A 16,764-nucleotide genomic window follows, 5' to 3' on the forward strand; every position below is an offset into this window, starting at 1 on the left:
TCAGATGTTGTAGATGCCGGTCTTGTAGCGGGCGAGGTTGGCCGGGTCGCGGAAGAACTCCACCGTGGACGCCAGGCCTTCCTCCAGGGTGTGCGCGGGCCGCCAGCCGGTGGCCGCGCCGAGCCGGCTCGCGTCCGCGACCAGGCGCATCACCTCGGAGCCGGCGGGGCGGATGCGGGCGGTGTCCTCGCGCAAGTCGAGGGCGGTGTCCATCACTTTGCCGATCAGCGCGACCAGGTCGCCGACCGAGATCTCCCCGCCGGTACCGGCGTTGAAGGTACGGCCCACGACCGGCTCGGCGGGCGCGGTACCGACGGCGAGGAAGGCCTGCGCGGTGTCCTTGACGAAGGTGAAGTCCCGGGTGGGACGCAGGTCGCCGAGGGTGATCGTGCGCTCCCCGGCCGCGACCTGCCCGATGACGGTGGGGATGACCGCACGCATCGACTGGCGCGGCCCGAAGGTGTTGAAGGGCCGCAGGGTGACGACCGGGGTGTCGAAACTGGCGTGGTAGCTGTCGGCCAGCCGGTCCCCGCCCGCCTTCGAAGCGGCGTACGGGGACTGGGTGTTGATGGGGTGGTCCTCGGTGATGGGCACGGTCCGCGCGGTGCCGTACGTCTCGCTGGTGGAGGTGTGCACCAGCCGGGGAGTGCCGAGGGCGCGCACGGCTTCCAGCACGTTGAGGGTGCCGGTGACGTTGGTGTCCACGTAGCTGTGCGGGGCCTGGTAGGAGTACGGGATCGCGATCAGGGCGGCCAGGTGGTAGGCCGTGTCGGCGCCTTCGAGGAGGCCGCGGACGGAGCCGGGGTCCCGTACGTCGCCGAGGACGATCTCCACCTGGTCCAGGACGTCCGGATGCAGGGTCTCCAGCCAGCCGTAGGAGGAGAAGGAGTTGTACTGGGCCATGGCCCTGACCCGGTGTCCGGAGGCGACCAGCGCCTCGGTGAGATGCGAGCCGATGAATCCCTCGGCTCCGGTGACGGCGGCGAGCGGTGCGGAGGTCAACTGCGGTGTCCCTTCGGATGGGTGGAATGTGAGCGGGCAGTGGGGCGCGGGGCTCAGGCGTGCGGGGCGGGCCGGCCGAGCAGCCACAGCGCGCACGCCGACAGACACAGGGCGGCGGCGCCGCAGCCGAGCGGCAGGGCCAGGGCGGCGCCCGGAGGCAGTTGGAACAGGACGACCGCTCCGGCCCCGCCCGCCGCCGTCAGACAGATCCCTGCCGACGACCAGGCCGCCCCGAACGCCTGGAGCAGCAGCGCGGTCCACAGAACGGCCGCGAGCAGCAGCAGGGCGACGGGGTCGGCGCCGGTGAACACGGCCGCGGGCAGCAGCGGGGCGAGATAGGCGAGCAGACAGAGGCCGAGGATGCCGGCCGAGCGCAGCAGGAACCCCGCGGGCGTGGCGGTGGCGCGCAACGCGGCGACGGACAGGCCGCGGTAGCGATACAGCAGCCATTCCGCCGGTCCCATGCTCAGGGTCAGCACGATCACCGCGTACGGCTCCTCCCGCCCCTCCAGCAGCACCAGCACTCCCGCGGCCAGCCCGAACAGGCCGTACGGCAGGGACCACAGCACACGCGGCCGGTTCGCGCCGGCGACGGCCGGGACGGCGAGGGCACCCCGCAGGACCCAGCCGGTCGCGGAGAGCGTGGCGAGCAGCGCCAGCAGGGGCAGCCCGGCCCGGAGTGCGGGGCCGGGCTCCCACCACGGCAGGACGGCGGCCCCCGCGACCAGCGGGCTGAGCGCGGCCAGCAGCAGCCGCTCCCGCCCCAGCACCAGCAGGACACCGGCCGCCGCCAGGTACGCGGACTGGGCTGCCGCCACCAGGGTCACCGGCCCGCCGCCGGCCGGCAGTGCGGCGACCGTCGTGGCCACCACGGCTCCGACGGGCGCGCCGGCGAGGAGGGTACGGCCCGCCTCCCGGCGTCCGGTCGCCAGCCGCAGGTGCGCGCGATGGCCGAGTGCCTGCCCCCACGTCCAGGAGACGAGCCCGGCGACGATGAGGGCGGGGGCGTACCCGCCGGCGTCCCACAGCGGCGCGGTCAGCAGGTAGGCGAGACCGGGCAGGGCGAACAGCACGCCCCGCAGCAGGCAGCGCACGGTGTCGGGGCGCCAGGGGTCGGCCGCCCGAGCGGGTTCGGGGAACGTGCGCGGCACCCGCTCGTACAGCGCGGAGGCCAGGGAGAAGAGGTTCGGGTGGCCGTACCGTTCGCTGATCAGGGAGGCGGACAGGCCCTCCGCCTCCAGCAGCGCGGCCACCTCGTAGGGATGGACGGCGGGGCCTATGCGGTCGGCGAGTTCGGCGGCGAGTTCACTGACCGCCTCGTCGTCGGGAGCGCGCCGGGGCAGCCGGATGGCGAGCGTGGCGTCGTCGAGGGCCCAGCGTGGCCGTCGGCGCGGCGGACGGGTACCGGCCAGCCGGATGGCCAGCGTGTCCTGCTCGGCACCGCCGGGTTCGAGGGACATCGGCCCGCTCACCGGGCGAGGCTTCCGGAGCCGTTGACGGCCGGGGCGGGCAACCTGGCCCTGGTGGGCATGACCGTCAACTCCTGTTTCGGATGGGCCAGTTCCAGATAGACGGAACGAAACGTGTCAATGGTCTGCCGGAGGGTGAACTGCTCGATGACCCGCAGCCGGGCCGCCTCGCCCATCGCGCTGCGCCGTCCGGGATCGCCCAGCAGCTCCAGCGCGGCCGCGGCCATCGCCTCCGGATCGCGCGGAGGCACCACGAGCCCGGTGTCCCCGACGGCCTCGCGTACCCCGCCCACGTCGGTGGAGACGGTCGCCCGGCCGCAGGACATGGCCTCGATCAGGGTGAAGGGGAAGCCTTCGCTGATGCTGGAGAGCATCACGACGTTCCCGGCGGCGTAGGCGTCCTTGATGTCGTCGACGCGCCCTTCGAAGGTCACGGCGTCGGCGTGCCCGAGCTCGGCGGCCAGGGCCTCGCAGCGTTCCCGGTAGGCCTCTCCGCCACGGGGTGTCCCGCCGAACAACCGCAGCCGTGCGTGCGGGAGCCGGGCGCGGACCAGGGCGAAGGCCCGGATGAGGGTCTCCAGGTCCTTGATGGGGTCGACGCGGCCCGCCCAGCTGAGGGTCGGTGCGTCCGGTTCGGGTCCGGCCGCCGGGAACGCGGCGGGGTCGACGCCGTTGTAGACCGTGCGGATCGACGCCGGGTCGGCGCCGCCCTCCTCCTCCCACAGCCGGTTGTAGCGGTTGCCCGGTGTGATCAGGGCGGCCCGGCGGTAGCTCTCCTGCGCGAGCAGCCGGAAGAACCCGAGGATCACGGCCTTCACCGGCCAGCGGTAGGGCGCGGTGCGATAGCCGAGGTAGCGCTCGCGCAGGTACACCCCGTGCTCGGTCAGCAGCAGTGGGACGCCGTGGCGTTCGAGGGCGGCGAGGCCCGGCAGCACGGCGACCCCGCCGCTGACCGCGTGCGCCACCCCGGTCTCGGGCGCCGGGGCGGCCAGCGGACGCAGGGCGTGTTCCAGCAGGGCGGTCGCGGTGATCGCGTCGTGCAGGGTCGGCCGTGCCTCGCGGACGGCGAGCCCGGGGCGGTTCCACAGCGCGGTGAGGATCGTGACGGCCCGGTCCGCGCGCAGGAAGGGGCTCAGCGTGCCGTCGGACGCGGCGCGTGCCAGCGCGTAGAGGGCGGGCGCGAACCCGTCCTCGGCGCGCGGGTCGAGCAGCGCGGCCAGGAACCGTTCGTAGGCGGCGGCGAGTTGGTTGCGGGCCCGGCCACGGGGCGGGCGGCCCTCGGGCGGGGCCCCCCACATGGGGACGGACAGGACGCCGGCGACGTGTTCGGGCAGGTCCCATACGACCGGCTCACGTCCGGTGCCGGTGACGGCGATGACGTCGAAGGCGAGGTCGGGCATGCCCTGGACGAGCTGGTCGCACCAGACGCTGACGCCGCCGTGGCTGTGCGGGTAGGTGCCTTCGGTGAGCAGGGTGACGCGCGTTGCTCCGGTACCTCGCGCGCCCTGAGGAACGGGCATCGATGTGCTCCACGGCCGAGGAGTGGGGTGGTTCGGGCCGGTCCTGGCCCCCGTGGGGCGGCCAGGACCTTCAGGTCGTGCGCGGATGCGCCGTTCAGCCGTCTGTGCTGCGACCCACCCGGTCGGTGACGCCCGCGGGGACACGGGTGTCCGGGGCAGGCTTGGTGGCCGGGGCGGTCTCGGTGGCGGCGTCGGCGGCCGGAGCCACGGCGGAGGCCGGCAGGGTGAGGGCGAGCGGCGCGCCCGTGGAGGGCGTCCAGCCGGACACCGACCCGGCGTAGGCCTCGCCGAACGCGGAACCGGCCAGCGTGGTGCCGGTGGGCAGGGTCGCGGTGACCGCCAGTCCGTCCGGCGCGTCGACGGTCACCGTGCCGCCGATGCGGTAGGCGGTGATCTCTCCGGCTCTGACCGCGGCCTGCCACTTGGCTCGGCGCTCGAGTTCCGCGCCGATGTCGCGCATCCGCAGGTTCACCACGGGGGTGTCCTCGGAGAACAGCGCCTCATAGCCGTTCAGGACGCCGTCGAGCACGGGGTAGGCGATGCGGTCCTCGGCCAGGTTCGACTGGTGGATGAAGTGCGGCTTGGGGTCGTTGGCCAGGACGTGCCCGAGGGCGATCTGCGTCTCCAGCGGCACGATGTGGTCCGCGTAGCCGGTGGCGGCGTCCAGCGGCGCCGAAAGACAGGTCGTGGTGGCCGGGTTGTCCTCGCAGATGCCGCTGCCTCCCTGGGCGCGGCTGGTGTAGATCCAGTTGTACTCGTCGACCTGCTCGGCCGCCCGTCCGGCGTTGTAGAAGACGTTCATCGGATAGCGGGGCACGGTCGTGGCCGGGCCGACCCGACGCTGGTCGGGCTCACGGGAGTTGTCGGAGCCGAGCCAGGCGATGTCGTTGTCGTCGAGGGCTAGCGCCAGGTTGGGGTTGTCCTCGGGCTGCTGCGGCAGCACCTTCATGCCGGAGTGCTCGCCGGTGACCAACTCGTCGTTCACCAGCGGGAGTCCGGCGCGCTCGCCCCAGACCCGGTTGGTGGCGATCTCGTCGGAGATGTCGTCGCGGCTCATCCACCGTGTGCTGCCGTCGGCGTCGGTCGCGCACTTCCAGGGGACCACGGTCGTGTCCTGCACGCAGCCGAGGAAGGGGTGCGAGTAGGTGTGGTTGATCCACCGGAACTCGCCCCGTCGCGCGATCAGCCGGTCGGCGAGCGGGTCGGCGCCGTTGTTGTCCTCCCGGTGGTCGACGCTGCCGGCGCCGTTGTAGGCGAAGTCGAGGGTGAAGTCCTTGCCGCTCTGCCAGGCGACGGCGTGGTCGACGTCCGCGGCCGTCATCCGGATCGGGTCGGGGGTCGCGCTGGGGTCGGTGCAGTCCACGTCACCGGGTGTGCAGTTGAGACGGCTGTTCCAGCGGTCGTCGGCGGCGAACACGTCGTCCACGTGGACGGAGAAGTAGTTCCGCGAGGCACCCAGGTGCACACCGCCGGTCATCCACTCCACGATGCCGCGGGCCAGGAGCCGGAACTGCTGCTGGTACCGGTTGTAGACGAAGGTGACGACCAGCTCGCGCCGCCCGTCGTGCCGGTACTCGCCCACCAGCGTGCCCTTGGCCGACTGCCCGGGGATAGCCGCCTCCACGTACGGGGTGAAGTCGGCCCCCGCCACCGGCTTGGACAGGTAGGCGTAACTCTCGCCGACGGCCGGATCGTTGTCCTCGAAGGGCACCGCCCCGTCGAGATAGCCGAAGGGGCCCGCCTTGCCGGCGGCGGTCACCTCCGCCCGCTTCCCGTCGATGCTGCCGGAGTAGCCCCCGTGGATCGGGTACTGCAGACCGGCTTCGGGACGCGCGTAGGTATAGGCGTCGACCTGGGGGATGTCGTACTTCTGCTCGTACGCCGTGAGCGCCGCCATCTCGGCGGAACCGGCCGGGAACGGGTTGTCGCTGGGCAGCACGACGGCCTGGAACCTGGCGCGCGGACGGCCGTCGACGGTGTCCGCGAGGAAGCCGGCGTCGATCACGGTCCGGCCGGACTGTGTGAGGTCGATCCGGGTGTACGGCGTTCCGGCCGCGGCCAGTTCGGCGGCTATCGCGTCGATGGACGGGCCGCCGTCGCTCACCACCAGCACCCGCAGATCGACGCGGGGTGTGGTGTCGGCGTGGGCCGCGCCGGCCGGCAGGCCCAGTGCGGCGATGAGCACGCCCACCGTGAGAACGGTGGTGCGTAAGGTCCGCTTCATGCGGTGAGGTCCCCTCCCCGGGCAGGGGCGAGTACGGCTCCCGTGGAGCGGACGCACCCCCTTGCGTGCCGCCGGCGTCCCCCTCAGAAGCCGGTTCGTCACGCATCCGTCGCGTCACATAGTGATGTCTGTGTGGAGATTTCGCGGTCATGTTGCGGAACATGACGGAAAAGCGCAGGTGTCAAATGGGGTCCATTCGAAGGGGAGCGAGTCATTCCCGATCGCGCGATGAGGTCGGACCTGACCGGCGCGAGGGCCCGGCGTGCTGGTCCGGGCCTTGCGCGACGCACCGGCGGGCCGGAGGGGCCCGCCGGTCGTCGTGCCAGTGGTCCAGACCTGCGTGGACGCCTGGGTGTGGCGGCTTTCAGGTCACGGCTCGCCGGGTCGCGGACGGGGCGTCAGGGGCAGAGCACTCGCGTCACCGGCGTGTAGACCGGGCCGCCGCTGACATTCGTGGAGTCACTGAACTCGGCGTAGAAGTACGAGTAGAAGCCGACGTTGCCGTTGCAGCCGGAGTCGGCGGCGACGTCCAGCGTCAGGGTGACCGTTCGGCTCTGGCCGGGCGGGACGGTGGCGCCGTAATTGGCGCCGAGGTTGGCCGGGCCGGTCCCGGAACAGGGGGCGGGGCCGTTCGTGGTGGTCAGGCTGCACCCGCTGAAGCTGTACTTCAGGTCGGGGCGCTGTGTGGTCAGCCAGGTGGGCTCGATCGTCTGGTACACGAACCAGACGTCATGGGTGTTGTTGTTGGTGAGGGTCATCGACAGCTTGACCGAGCCGCCGGGCGTGGTGGTGGCGCTGTCGGTGGCGAAGGCCAGCTCCGCCGGTGCCGGGCCGGCCGCGCTCGCGCTGGGAGTCAGACCGAACACGGCGAGGGCGAAGGCGAGAGCGGCGGTGAGACCGAAACGTCTCATCAAGGGTGATCGCATGGCCACGGAGGGTAGGCAGGGGCTGAGTGCAGCGTCTGCACCGAGGGGAAGGCGCCGCTCGCCGCTCGGCTGGAAGTGTTCATGAGGTGTACGGCCCGTGGTGAAAGTGTGGCGTCACGGCGGGGGTGGCGTTCGCCCAGGCAGTCGGTGCGCGCGTGGTCGGGGGTGCGGGATGGGTGCCGCCGATCGCTTCCACGGCGTGGAGGCGCGACATTGGCGCGTAACGGATCCGGTCGGCGTCTCCGGCGCCCGTGATCACCCCGGGCTTCTCGGCCACCCGCAGGATTCCGGCCCGCCGGGGGGCCGGTCGAGTGCAGGAGCCGGGGGCAGTGTGCTTGCGGCTGACCGCTACGATGACTCGTCACCTGTCAGAATGGTGACTGCACGCGTAGCGCGTGTGTGCGACGCTGGTCACGTGTGGACGGATGCGGGCGAGAAAGGTGATGTGCCATGAGTGATGCCGAGGAGAGGGCGCTGCTTGCGGGCGGCTGCTTCTGGGGGATGCAGGAGCTGATCCGCTCGCTCCCCGGGGTGATCCGCACCCGGGTCGGCTACAGCGGTGACGACGGCAAGCCCCACGCCACCTACCGTGACCATGGGAAGCACGCGGAATCGATCGAGATCGTTTTCGATCCGACCGCCACGGACTACCGAGCGATCCTGGAGTACTTCTTCCAGATCCACGACCCGACCACGAGGGACCGGCAGGGCAACGACATCGGCCTGAGCTACCGCTCCGCCATCTTCTACCTCGACGACGAGCAGCGGCGCGTCGCGCAGGACACCATCGCCGACGTCGAGGCGTCCGGGCTCTGGCCGGGACCGGTCGTGACCGAGGTCGTGCCGGCCGGCGCGTTCTGGGAGGCCGAACCGGAGCACCAGGACTACCTCCAGCGCTACCCGGACGGCTACACCTGTCACTTCCCGCGCCCGAACTGGCGGTTGCCGAAGCGCGGCTGATCAGGACCGACGGCCCGGCCGGGGAGGGCGCTGCCCGCCCCGGCCGGGGGCCTGTGTCGAGCGCGAGACCATCGCCGTCTGATGCCCACACGCTACCGTCACCGGTGTGACGGGTGACGCCAGGAGGGGCATGCTGATGCTCGTCCGAGGTGCCAGCGTGATTCCGAAGGGGAGACCGGTCATGGGCAAGGAACTGCCGATGGGCACCGCCGCAGCGGCACGGCACGCCCGGTTCGGCAAGCTCCCCGAGCGCATACGTTTCGAGGACATGGCCGAAGAGGCGGAAGTCACGCCGAGGGGCGGGGCGACCGCGTACAACCCCGAGGGTTCGTGGAAGTACTACTCATGCCTCGCGCTTGATCTGGGCCTCTAGACCCCCTCAGACACCCGAGGCCTCCAGTAAGGCCCAAAACGGTTCGACGGCCCGGCGGGATCCTGACACAGTGACCCACCATGGCGAACGCCGAGCATGTGACGGCCGTGGACGTGCACCTCATGCAGGGTCTGGCGCAGCGCGTCACCGCCGACCGCCCGGACCTGGTCAACAGCGACGCGTCCTACGGCGAGTTGGCCTGGAACTGGGGCAAGGGTTGTGCCGCTGACGGTGCGAGCTGGCGGCGCCGGATGTGGTACTCCGGCGAGGAACTGGTGGCGTGGGGCTGGGTCCACCTTCCGCGCCGGGTGAGGCGGAGCGACGGCTGGGTACGGGACGTCACCGGCGCCTACCTGGCCTACCAGGTGCACCCCGGCCACGCCGGGCTGGTCGACGAGGTGATCGACTGGTACGACGGCACGGCGGCGGGCCTCGAACGGACGGTCCTGCCGGGCGCGGCCGACGAGTACGCCCTGCAGCGGTGGGCGGCGCACGGATACGAAACCGACCCGGCCGGACTCGGCGACGACGGGACCTGGACCCAGCTCAACGAGCGGGACCTCACCGACCTGGAACAGCCGGCACTGCCGGACGGCTTCCGGTTCCGCACCGCCGACGAGGCCGGGCCCGAGGCCGCTGTCCAAGCCCATCTGGACGCCTGGAGTCCCTCGACGTACACGGCCGAGAGCTACCAGGGCGTCCGGCGGACGCCGGCGTACCGCGGTGATCTGCACATCCTGGTGGAGGCGCCGGACGGGACGATGGCGGCCTCGACGATCATGTGGCTCGACGAAGCGAACAAGAGCGTGGAATTCGAGCCGGTCGGGACGCATCCGGGCTACCGGCGCCGAGGGCTGGCGAGGGCGATGCTTCTGCACGGCATGCGTCAGGCGCGGGCGGCCGGGGCCAATCACGCGACGGTGGCGTGCCTGGGCGCGCCGGGCCACCCCCAGGCACGCGGCCTCTACTACGGCGTCGGCTTCCGGGAGTTGTCGCGAGACGTGCCACTCGTCAAGGCCCCGACCCCGGGATGAGGCGGGGGACGGCGCTTCCGGCGTCCGGGATGAACGCGGGTCCCCCCGGCTCAGTACCGGGTCTTCCCCCACCGCCCCTGGTCCCCTTCCAGGCGCAGCTCGCGGCCCTGCCACCGCCGGCGCAGCCAGCGGTCGTGACTGGCGATCACGATCGCGCCCTGGTAGGAGTTGAGCGCGCTCTCCAGCTGGCCGACGCTGACCAGGTCGAGGTTGTTGGTCGGCTCGCCGAGCAACAGGACGTCAGGACGCTTGAGCAATTGGGCCGCGAGGCCGAGCGAGACGACCTGGCCGCCGCTGAGCGTGACCAGGCTGCGGTCCAGGGCGAGACCGGCCAGGCCGAGGCGGTCGAGCTGGGCCCGGGTGCGCTCCTCGATGTCCCAGTCGTCGCCGATGGTGGTGAAGTGCTCCTCGCTGACGTCGCCCGACTCGACGGCGTCCAGGGCGCGGATCACGGCGGCGACGCCGAGGACCTCGGCGACGGTGAGGCCGCCGGTGAGGGGGAGGCTCTGCGGGAGGTGGCCCAGCGTCCCGTCGACGGACAACGAGCCGGCGGTGGGCCGGAGTTCACCGGCGATGAGCTTCAGCAGCGTGCTCTTGCCGGCACCGTTCGGAGCTACCAGGCCCGTGCGGCCGGTCGTGACGGTGAAGGACAGATCGCTGAAGACCGGGGTGTCGTCGGGCCAGGAAAAGGACAGGTTCGAGCACACGACGGCGGCGTCGGTCACCCACCACGTCTGCGACTCCTTGATGCCGGTCAACGACAAAGGCAAGGAGAGAGATCTTCTCCTTGCCTGTCTCAAGTTATAGCGCACAGGGGGGCTTGCGGCAAGGCCCGGGGGACGGCGCAGAATCGTCGACCGAAGCCACAACCTGCGGAAACGGGGACACGACGTGCGTGCGTTGGAGACGACCGAGCCATACGTGCTGGATCTTCGGGAGGTCGACGAGACACAGATCGCGGTCGTCGGCGGCAAGGGCGCGCACCTGGGCGCGCTGTCGCGGATCGAGGGCATCCGTGTGCCCGGGGGCTTCTGCGTGACGACGGACGCCTTCCGGCGGATCGTGACGCGGGCGCCGTCGATCGAGGATCTGCTCGACCGGCTGTCCCGCTCGGACCCGGACGACCGGGACGCGATCCGCACGCTCAGCGCGCGCATGCGCCGGACCATCGAGGGGATCGCCCTCCCGGACGATCTCGCGGCGGCGATCACCGGCGCGCTCGCCCGGCACGGCGAGCAGGCCGCCTACGCCGTCCGCTCCAGCGCGACGGCGGAGGACCTGCCGACGGCGTCCTTCGCCGGCCAGCAGGACACCTACCTGAACGTCATGGGGCCGACGGCGATCCTCCAGCACGTCAGCCGGTGCTGGGCCTCGCTGTTCACCGAGCGGGCCGTCACCTACCGCCGGCGCAACGGTATCGATCACCGCACGGTCCACATGGCCGTGGTCGTGCAGCGGATGGTCCTCCCGGACGCGGCCGGCATCCTCTTCACCGCCGACCCCGTCACCGGCAACCGGAAGGTGGCCACCGTGGACGCCGGCTTCGGCCTCGGCGAGGCCCTGGTGTCCGGCCTGGTGAACCCCGACGTCTTCAAGGTGCGGGACGGCGAAGTCGTCGCCAGGACGATCGCCGCCAAACAGCGCGCCGTTCACCCCCTGCCGGCCGGCGGTACACAGGAGAGAACGGTCGACTCACAGCGGCAGGAGCAGCCGGCGCTGACGGATGCGCAGGCCGTACAGCTCGCGCACCTCGGGCGGCGGATCGAAGCGCACTTCGGCCGACCGCAGGACATCGAATGGTGCCTGGCCGACGACGGCTTCCAGATCGTGCAGAGCCGGCCGATCACGACGCTGTTCCCGGTCCCCGAGACCGACGACGAGGAGAATCACGTCTACGTCTCCGTCGGTCATCAGCAGATGATGACCGACCCCATGAAGCCCCTGGGGCTCTCCGTGTGGAAGCTGACGGCCATGGCGCCGATGACCGAGGCCGGCGGGAGGCTGTGGGTCGACGCCACCCGGGCCCTGACGACGCCCACGAGCCGCACGGGCCTCCTCGACCTCGTGGGGAGAGGCGATCCGCTGACCCGGGACGCGCTGGAGACCGTCCTCGAAGACGACTTCGTCCCGCTGCTCCCGGACTCGGAGCCCAGCGGACCCCCGGCCGACGGAAAGCCCGCCCCGATCGACACCGATCCGGCCATCGTCGCCCGGCTGATCGAGCGCAGCGAGGCGTCCATCGCCGGCCTGCGGCGCGACATCGGCACGAAGTCCGGACCGGCGCTGTTCGACTTCCTGCTGGAGGCCTTCACGGAGCACAAACGGGTCCTCAGCGACCCGCTGAGCATCCAGGTGATCATGGCGGGGATGGAGGCCACCTGGTGGCTCAACGACAAGCTGCACGAGTGGCTGGGGGAGAAGAACGCGGCTGACACGCTCACGCTGTCCGCCCCCGACAACGTCACCTCGGAGATGGGACTGGCGCTGCTCGACGTCGCCGACGTGATCCGTCCGCATCCGGACGTGGTCGCGTTCCTGCGGAACGTCGAGGACGACGGCTTCCTGGACGGGCTGGCGAAGCTCCCGGGCGGGCCGGAAGCGCGCGACGCCATCGAGACCTACCTCGACCGGTACGGCATGCGCTGTGCCGGCGAGATCGACATCACGAGGCCCCGCTGGCGCGAACGCCCGAGCACGCTCGTGCCGGCGATCCTCGACAACGTCAGGAACTTCGGACCGGGTGCGGCCGAGCGGCGCTTCGAGGAAGGACGGAAGGAGGCGGAGAAGAAGGAACAGGACGTGCTGACACGCCTGCGGTCCCTGCCCGGCGGGGAGAGCAAGGCCGAGGAGACCAAGCGGATGATCGACCGGGTCCGCACCTTCATCGGATACCGGGAGTACCCGAAGTACGACATCGTCAGCCGCCTCTTCGTCTACAAGCAGGCGCTGCTGGAGGAGGCCGGGCGCCTCGTGCGGGCCGGCGTGCTCCGCGAGCCGGAGGACGTCTTCTACCTCACGTTCCAGGAACTCCAGGAGGTCACACGCTCGAACCGAGTGGACGACCGGCTCGTCCAGCAGCGCATGGACGCGTTCCGTTCGTACGACGCGCTCACACTTCCCCGGGTCCTCACATCGGACGGCGAGACCTTCAACGGGGCGTACCGGCGCGACGACGTGCCGGACGGTGCCCTGATCGGCCTGCCGGTGTCCGGCGGGACCGTCGAGGGACGGGCCCGCGTCATCCTGGACATGGCGCAAGCCGACCTCGAAGCGGGCGACATCCTGGTCACCGCCTACACGGACCCCAGTTGGTCCCCCCTGTTCGTCGGCATCGCCGGCCTGGTGACGGAGGTGGGCGGCCTGATGACGCATGGAGCGGTGATCGCCCGCGAGTACGGCTTGCCGGCCGTCGTGGGCGTGGATCAGGCCACCCGGCTGATCCGGGACGGACAGCGGATCCGCGTGCACGGTACGGACGGGTACATCGAGATCCTGTCCTGACGCGATGTGAGGGGGACGGGGGCCCCGTCTGAGGGTGCTTCACGGCGGCAGTGGTCCCGCCGTGCTGCTGCAGGGTCATCCCCGCACGCATGCGACCTGGCACCGGGTGGCCCCGCTGCTGGCGGCGGCCGGCCATACGGTGGTCTGCCCGGACCTGCGGGGCTGCGGGCGGGTCCGAGAAGCCCGCCACCGACCCCGAGCACCGCCCGTACTCCCAGCGCGCCATGGCGGGGGACTGCCTGGCGGTCATGCGCCGCCTCGGCACGAACGGTTCGCCGTCGTCGGGCACGACCGGGGCGGGTACGTGAGGACTACCGCGCCGGCCTCGGTATCGACCGCGAGCACGACGACGCCGACCAGCGGGCCGGTCCCGTGTCGACAGCCCGCTCCAGGTGCTGTGGGCCACGCACGACGACATGGCCGGCCTCTACGGCGACGTCCTGGGCGTCGGGCGAGACGGGGCGGGCGACCGCCTCGAAGGGGGACCGATCGACTCCGGGCACCACATGTCCCAAGAGGCGCCCGACGCCCTCGCTGCGGCCCTGCTCGGCTTCCGGGGGAACGGACCCGACGGGGACACGGTCGACTCGGGTCAAGCGGTCAGAGCCTGCTCCGTCGTGGCGTGGCAGGGAATGAGGGTGTCGACGCCGACCAGTTCCAGGACACGCAGGACCGATCTCTGAGCGCCGGCGATGCGCACCCAGCCGTCCGCGCTGCTCGCCTGCTGGTGTGCGGCGACGAAGACGTTGATGCCGCTGGAGTCCATGAAGGTCACCCCGCTGAGATCCGCGACGGTCCGCGGGGGCACCGCGCCGCCCTCGGCCAGCAGGGCCTCGCTGAGCACGTCCTGCACGTCGTGATCGATCTCGCCCCGCAGTGTCACGACCCGGATGCCTCCGGCCATGCGGTGTTCGGCGTGGAGCCGGCCCGGCCGGTCCGCTTTCTCGCGCTGGGACACCTTCTCCTCGACTGTGTTTAGGCTTGCCCGGTCAGAATGTGCACGGTTGATTCTGCCCCACCGCCCCGGCCGGATGCACGCGGGCGGCTGTGCCGAACAACACCCTTGTGGCATGCGGGGCCGCAGAACGGGTACCGGCGCGCGTGAACGGGGAGTGAGGGCGAGGCCAGTGGAATCTGCTGCCGACGGTGACGGCTGTACGACGCCGGACGTGCATCTCCTGCGCGTCGCGTACGCTTTGGACGGAGACGACAGCTGCATCGCGGACGCCCGCCATCATGCCGCCGCCTTCCTCGACAAGGCGCGCGACGACCAGCACCTGCCGGTTTCGGCCCGGGCGAGGGACCTCACCCAGCTGGTCGTCAGCGAGCTCGTCACCAACACCCGCAAGTACGCTCCCGGCCCCGTCCTGCTGGAATTGCGCGTCACCGCCCGCACCGTGGAAATCAGTGTGTGGGACAGCGACCCGAAGGTCCCCGCGGCCCGCGCCGCCGATCCCAGCAGGATCGGCCAGCACGGCTTGGAGATCGTGAAGGCCGTGGCCGAGGACTTCGAGGTACAGCGAGAGCCGGTCGGCAAACGCATCACGGCCCGTATCGCCCTGACCGACGGTCCGGGCCACTTCTGATGCATCCGAGCACGGGGCGATCGCTGCCTGGTCGGCGTGCGTTTCGGCCGCGCGCTCAAGGGCTTCCGGTCGACTGCTGCGCGACACCGCATAGCCTGCCCGGATGAGGCGTATGGACCGTGCCGCAGCGACAATCGTCGGCTCCGCCGTCGGCGACGCGCTGGGAGCACCCTTCGAGTTCGGTCCCGCGGGTACGTTCTCTGCCCGTTTCCCGGAGGCGGGGAGCTGTGGCGAGATGTGCGGAGGCGGCGGTTGGGAACCGGGCGAGGGCACGGACGACACGCAGCTGGCCGTTCTCATCGCGGAGTCACTGCTGCAGCGCGGCGGACTGGACTTGCCGGACATCTTCTCCCGCTTCCAACGCTGGGCAGCGGCGGGCCCCAAGGACATCGGCGTGCAGACCGAGGACGTCCTGACGAACGGCATGCCGTGGGATCTGGCCGCCGCGATTCAGTTCCAGGTCAACGGGCGGGCAGCCGGCAACGGTTCACTGATGAGGGCATCGACATCTGCGGTCTACTTCGCCCGTGCCGGCCGGACGGTGACGATGGACGCCGCCCGGCGCATCGCTGCCCTTACCCACGGCGACCGCGCCGCCTGGGAAGGAACGGCCGTATTCCACGAACTCGTTCGCCTGGGCCTGCAAGGCGCTGACCCGATCGGCGCCCTGCCTGCCGTTCTGGACCTCGTCCACCCCGACCACCGCCGGCGATATGGCACGGTCCTCGCTCCTGACTGGCATCCCGACCAGGCAACCGAGTTCAACGGCGCAGTCTGGCCCTGTCTCGGGTCGGCGGTCTGGGCTCTGCGCACCACGAACAGCTTCGAGCACGCCCTGCGCGCGGCGGTCGACCTGGGCGGTGACACCGACACCGTCGCAGCCGTCACCGGAGGTCTCGCGGGCGCCTGCTACGGATGGGAAGCGATCCCTGCTCGCTGGACCGACCCCTTGCACGTGCCCTTGCCCGGGTTCGGCGGACGTGTCTTGCGGCTGCCAGATCTCATCGATCTCGCGCACCACCTCGAAGCCGACACGGACTGACGCGGTCCGGCGTTGAGTACCGGGGATTACGTCACAGGGTGCGCGTCAGGAGATCCACGCCCCACTGTGCCGGTGCCGGTCCAATCGCACGGCGGAGAACTCGTCCTCACCGCCGCTCGCCGCCACACCCAATCGCCGTAGCGCTTGGGAGATCGGGCTGCCGGCCGGCGGGAAGGGCTCGCCCTCGTCCACGTGGAGCGGTGCCATCGCGATGGTGCCGCCGTCCCAGACGGCAGCCCGCTGCTCGCCCACGCCGCCGAAGTACTCCGCCTCCACGTACGCCACCGGCCCATCGGCTGACCAGTCGGCGAGTGTCTTCTCGAACCCTTTGGGGAGCCGCTGGAACCCCAGCTCGCCTTCACCGGTGCCGTCTGTCCTCGTTTCGAACAATGCGTCTGTCATCGGCATCAGAGACAGGCCCTGTCCGATCGGCGCCAGCCGGGCTGCCGACATGCCCCGAGTGGCAGCACGCAGTGTCTCCTCGGCGGCGATCACTGCCTGCAGCTCGTAACTCATCTCTGCAACTTCCTCGTTGAGGGCCCCTGAGCGCCGACGCCGTGAGTCGGCCGACGACGCCCCCGTCGGCCGGGCCCGATGCACGGTATCCCTATACGGCTTCAGCGATCCGCTGGGCGGCCTGGGCAGGGGTGAGGTGCGTGGTGTCCACGACCTCGGCCTCGTCGTGCAGCCACGTGCGGGCCGCCTCGGCGTAGGGCTCAAGGTATTCGAGGCGGAACGAGGAGGGGCCGAGCACCGTGTCTCCCTCGATGCGCTTGCGCAGGGTGTCCTGGTCGGCGTGGAGGACGAAGTGCCGTACGGGAATGGCGTGTTCGGCGAGGCCTGAACTGATCTCGCGCCAGTACTGCTCGACCAGGACGGTCATCGGCATCACCAGAGTGCCGCCGGTGTAGTCGAGGACTCTGCGGGCGGTCTCGACCACGAGCGGCCGCCACGGCGGCCAGTGCTGGAAGTTCCCCGTCCAGGGCAGCCCGGGCTTGATGTCCATGAGTGTCTCGCCGACCTTCTCGGCGTCGAACACCCGTGAATCCGGTAACAGTTGCTGCACGAGCGCACTGGTCGTGGTCTTGCCCGCGCCGTGGGTGCCGTTGAGCCATACGATCATGGGG

14 protein-coding genes and 1 pseudogene are annotated in these 16,764 nt (G+C 71.1%); 6 read left to right on the forward strand and 9 right to left on the reverse strand.

What is annotated here, in order from left to right; translation table 11 throughout:
• From HNR57_RS25845 to HNR57_RS25865, 5 genes are all read right to left on the reverse strand, one after another.
• Complete coding sequence (locus tag HNR57_RS25845) at window positions 1-1,002, reverse strand: GDP-mannose 4,6-dehydratase (RefSeq protein WP_184563370.1); 1,002 nt, start codon at window positions 1,000-1,002, stop codon at window positions 1-3.
• A gap of 53 nt (window positions 1,003-1,055) precedes the next feature.
• Window positions 1,056-2,474, reverse strand: coding sequence for a hypothetical protein (locus HNR57_RS25850; protein WP_184563372.1), 1,419 nt, complete (start codon window positions 2,472-2,474; stop codon window positions 1,056-1,058).
• A complete protein-coding gene (gene pelF, locus HNR57_RS25855) occupies window positions 2,471-3,991 on the reverse strand; it encodes a GT4 family glycosyltransferase PelF (RefSeq protein ID WP_184563374.1) in 1,521 nt (506 codons plus the stop codon). Before pelF ends, HNR57_RS25850 begins: the two co-directional genes overlap by 4 nt.
• A 94-nt stretch (window positions 3,992-4,085) precedes the next feature.
• Entirely contained in the window at window positions 4,086-6,215 is a 2,130-nt protein-coding gene (locus HNR57_RS25860; protein WP_184563376.1) for a hypothetical protein, read from the reverse strand.
• Between the two features lie 398 nt (window positions 6,216-6,613).
• Window positions 6,614-7,126: a hypothetical protein gene (locus tag HNR57_RS25865; protein WP_246554938.1), complete on the reverse strand. Its 513-nt coding sequence runs from the start codon at window positions 7,124-7,126 to the stop codon at window positions 6,614-6,616.
• 465 nt (window positions 7,127-7,591) lie between these two features.
• Here HNR57_RS25865 and msrA point away from each other — a divergent pair, with 465 nt between their 5' ends.
• The 3 genes from msrA (at window position 7,592) to HNR57_RS25880 (ending at window position 9,508) form a co-directional block, all read left to right on the forward strand.
• Window positions 7,592-8,101 (forward strand): peptide-methionine (S)-S-oxide reductase MsrA, encoded by a 510-nt coding sequence (gene msrA / locus HNR57_RS25870; RefSeq protein ID WP_184563380.1) that lies wholly within the window; start codon window positions 7,592-7,594, stop codon window positions 8,099-8,101.
• 181 nt (window positions 8,102-8,282) lie between these two features.
• Entirely contained in the window at window positions 8,283-8,474 is a 192-nt protein-coding gene (locus HNR57_RS25875; RefSeq protein WP_184563382.1) for a hypothetical protein, read from the forward strand.
• Between the two features lie 80 nt (window positions 8,475-8,554).
• Window positions 8,555-9,508, forward strand: coding sequence for a GNAT family N-acetyltransferase (locus HNR57_RS25880; protein WP_184563384.1), 954 nt, complete (start codon window positions 8,555-8,557; stop codon window positions 9,506-9,508).
• 107 nt (window positions 9,509-9,615) lie between these two features.
• On the opposite strand, the pseudogene HNR57_RS25885 reads toward HNR57_RS25880, so the two are convergent.
• Window positions 9,616-10,233 (reverse strand): annotated as a pseudogene (locus HNR57_RS25885) (ATP-binding cassette domain-containing protein); the annotation flags it as partial.
• Between the two features lie 196 nt (window positions 10,234-10,429).
• Between HNR57_RS25885 and rph the strand changes: the two are divergent.
• Window positions 10,430-13,009: a rifamycin-inactivating phosphotransferase gene (rph, locus tag HNR57_RS25890; protein ID WP_313674749.1), complete on the forward strand. Its 2,580-nt coding sequence runs from the start codon at window positions 10,430-10,432 to the stop codon at window positions 13,007-13,009.
• Window positions 13,010-13,601: 592 nt separating this feature from the next.
• Here rph and HNR57_RS25895 read toward each other — a convergent pair.
• Entirely contained in the window at window positions 13,602-13,967 is a 366-nt protein-coding gene (locus HNR57_RS25895; RefSeq protein WP_313674750.1) for an STAS domain-containing protein, read from the reverse strand.
• A gap of 169 nt (window positions 13,968-14,136) precedes the next feature.
• Between HNR57_RS25895 and HNR57_RS25900 the strand changes: the two genes are divergently transcribed.
• A complete protein-coding gene (locus HNR57_RS25900) occupies window positions 14,137-14,595 on the forward strand; it encodes an ATP-binding protein (protein WP_313674752.1) in 459 nt (152 codons plus the stop codon).
• A 103-nt stretch (window positions 14,596-14,698) separates the two neighbouring features.
• Window positions 14,699-15,637, forward strand: a complete 939-nt coding sequence (locus HNR57_RS25905) for an ADP-ribosylglycohydrolase family protein (RefSeq protein ID WP_184563389.1) — start codon at window positions 14,699-14,701, stop codon at window positions 15,635-15,637.
• Window positions 15,638-15,682: 45 nt separating this feature from the next.
• Here HNR57_RS25905 and HNR57_RS25910 read toward each other — a convergent pair whose 3' ends face one another.
• Both HNR57_RS25910 and HNR57_RS25915 read right to left on the reverse strand, forming a co-directional pair.
• Complete coding sequence (locus HNR57_RS25910) at window positions 15,683-16,153, reverse strand: hypothetical protein (protein ID WP_184563391.1); 471 nt, start codon at window positions 16,151-16,153, stop codon at window positions 15,683-15,685.
• 91 nt (window positions 16,154-16,244) lie between these two features.
• Complete coding sequence (locus HNR57_RS25915; RefSeq protein ID WP_184563393.1) at window positions 16,245-16,760, reverse strand: P-loop nucleotide/nucleoside kinase family protein; 516 nt, start codon at window positions 16,758-16,760, stop codon at window positions 16,245-16,247.
• Between the last annotated feature and the right edge of the window lie 4 nt (window positions 16,761-16,764).

This window comes from Streptomyces paradoxus (assembly GCF_014202475.1).
GTDB lineage: Bacteria > Actinomycetota > Actinomycetes > Streptomycetales > Streptomycetaceae > Streptomyces > Streptomyces paradoxus.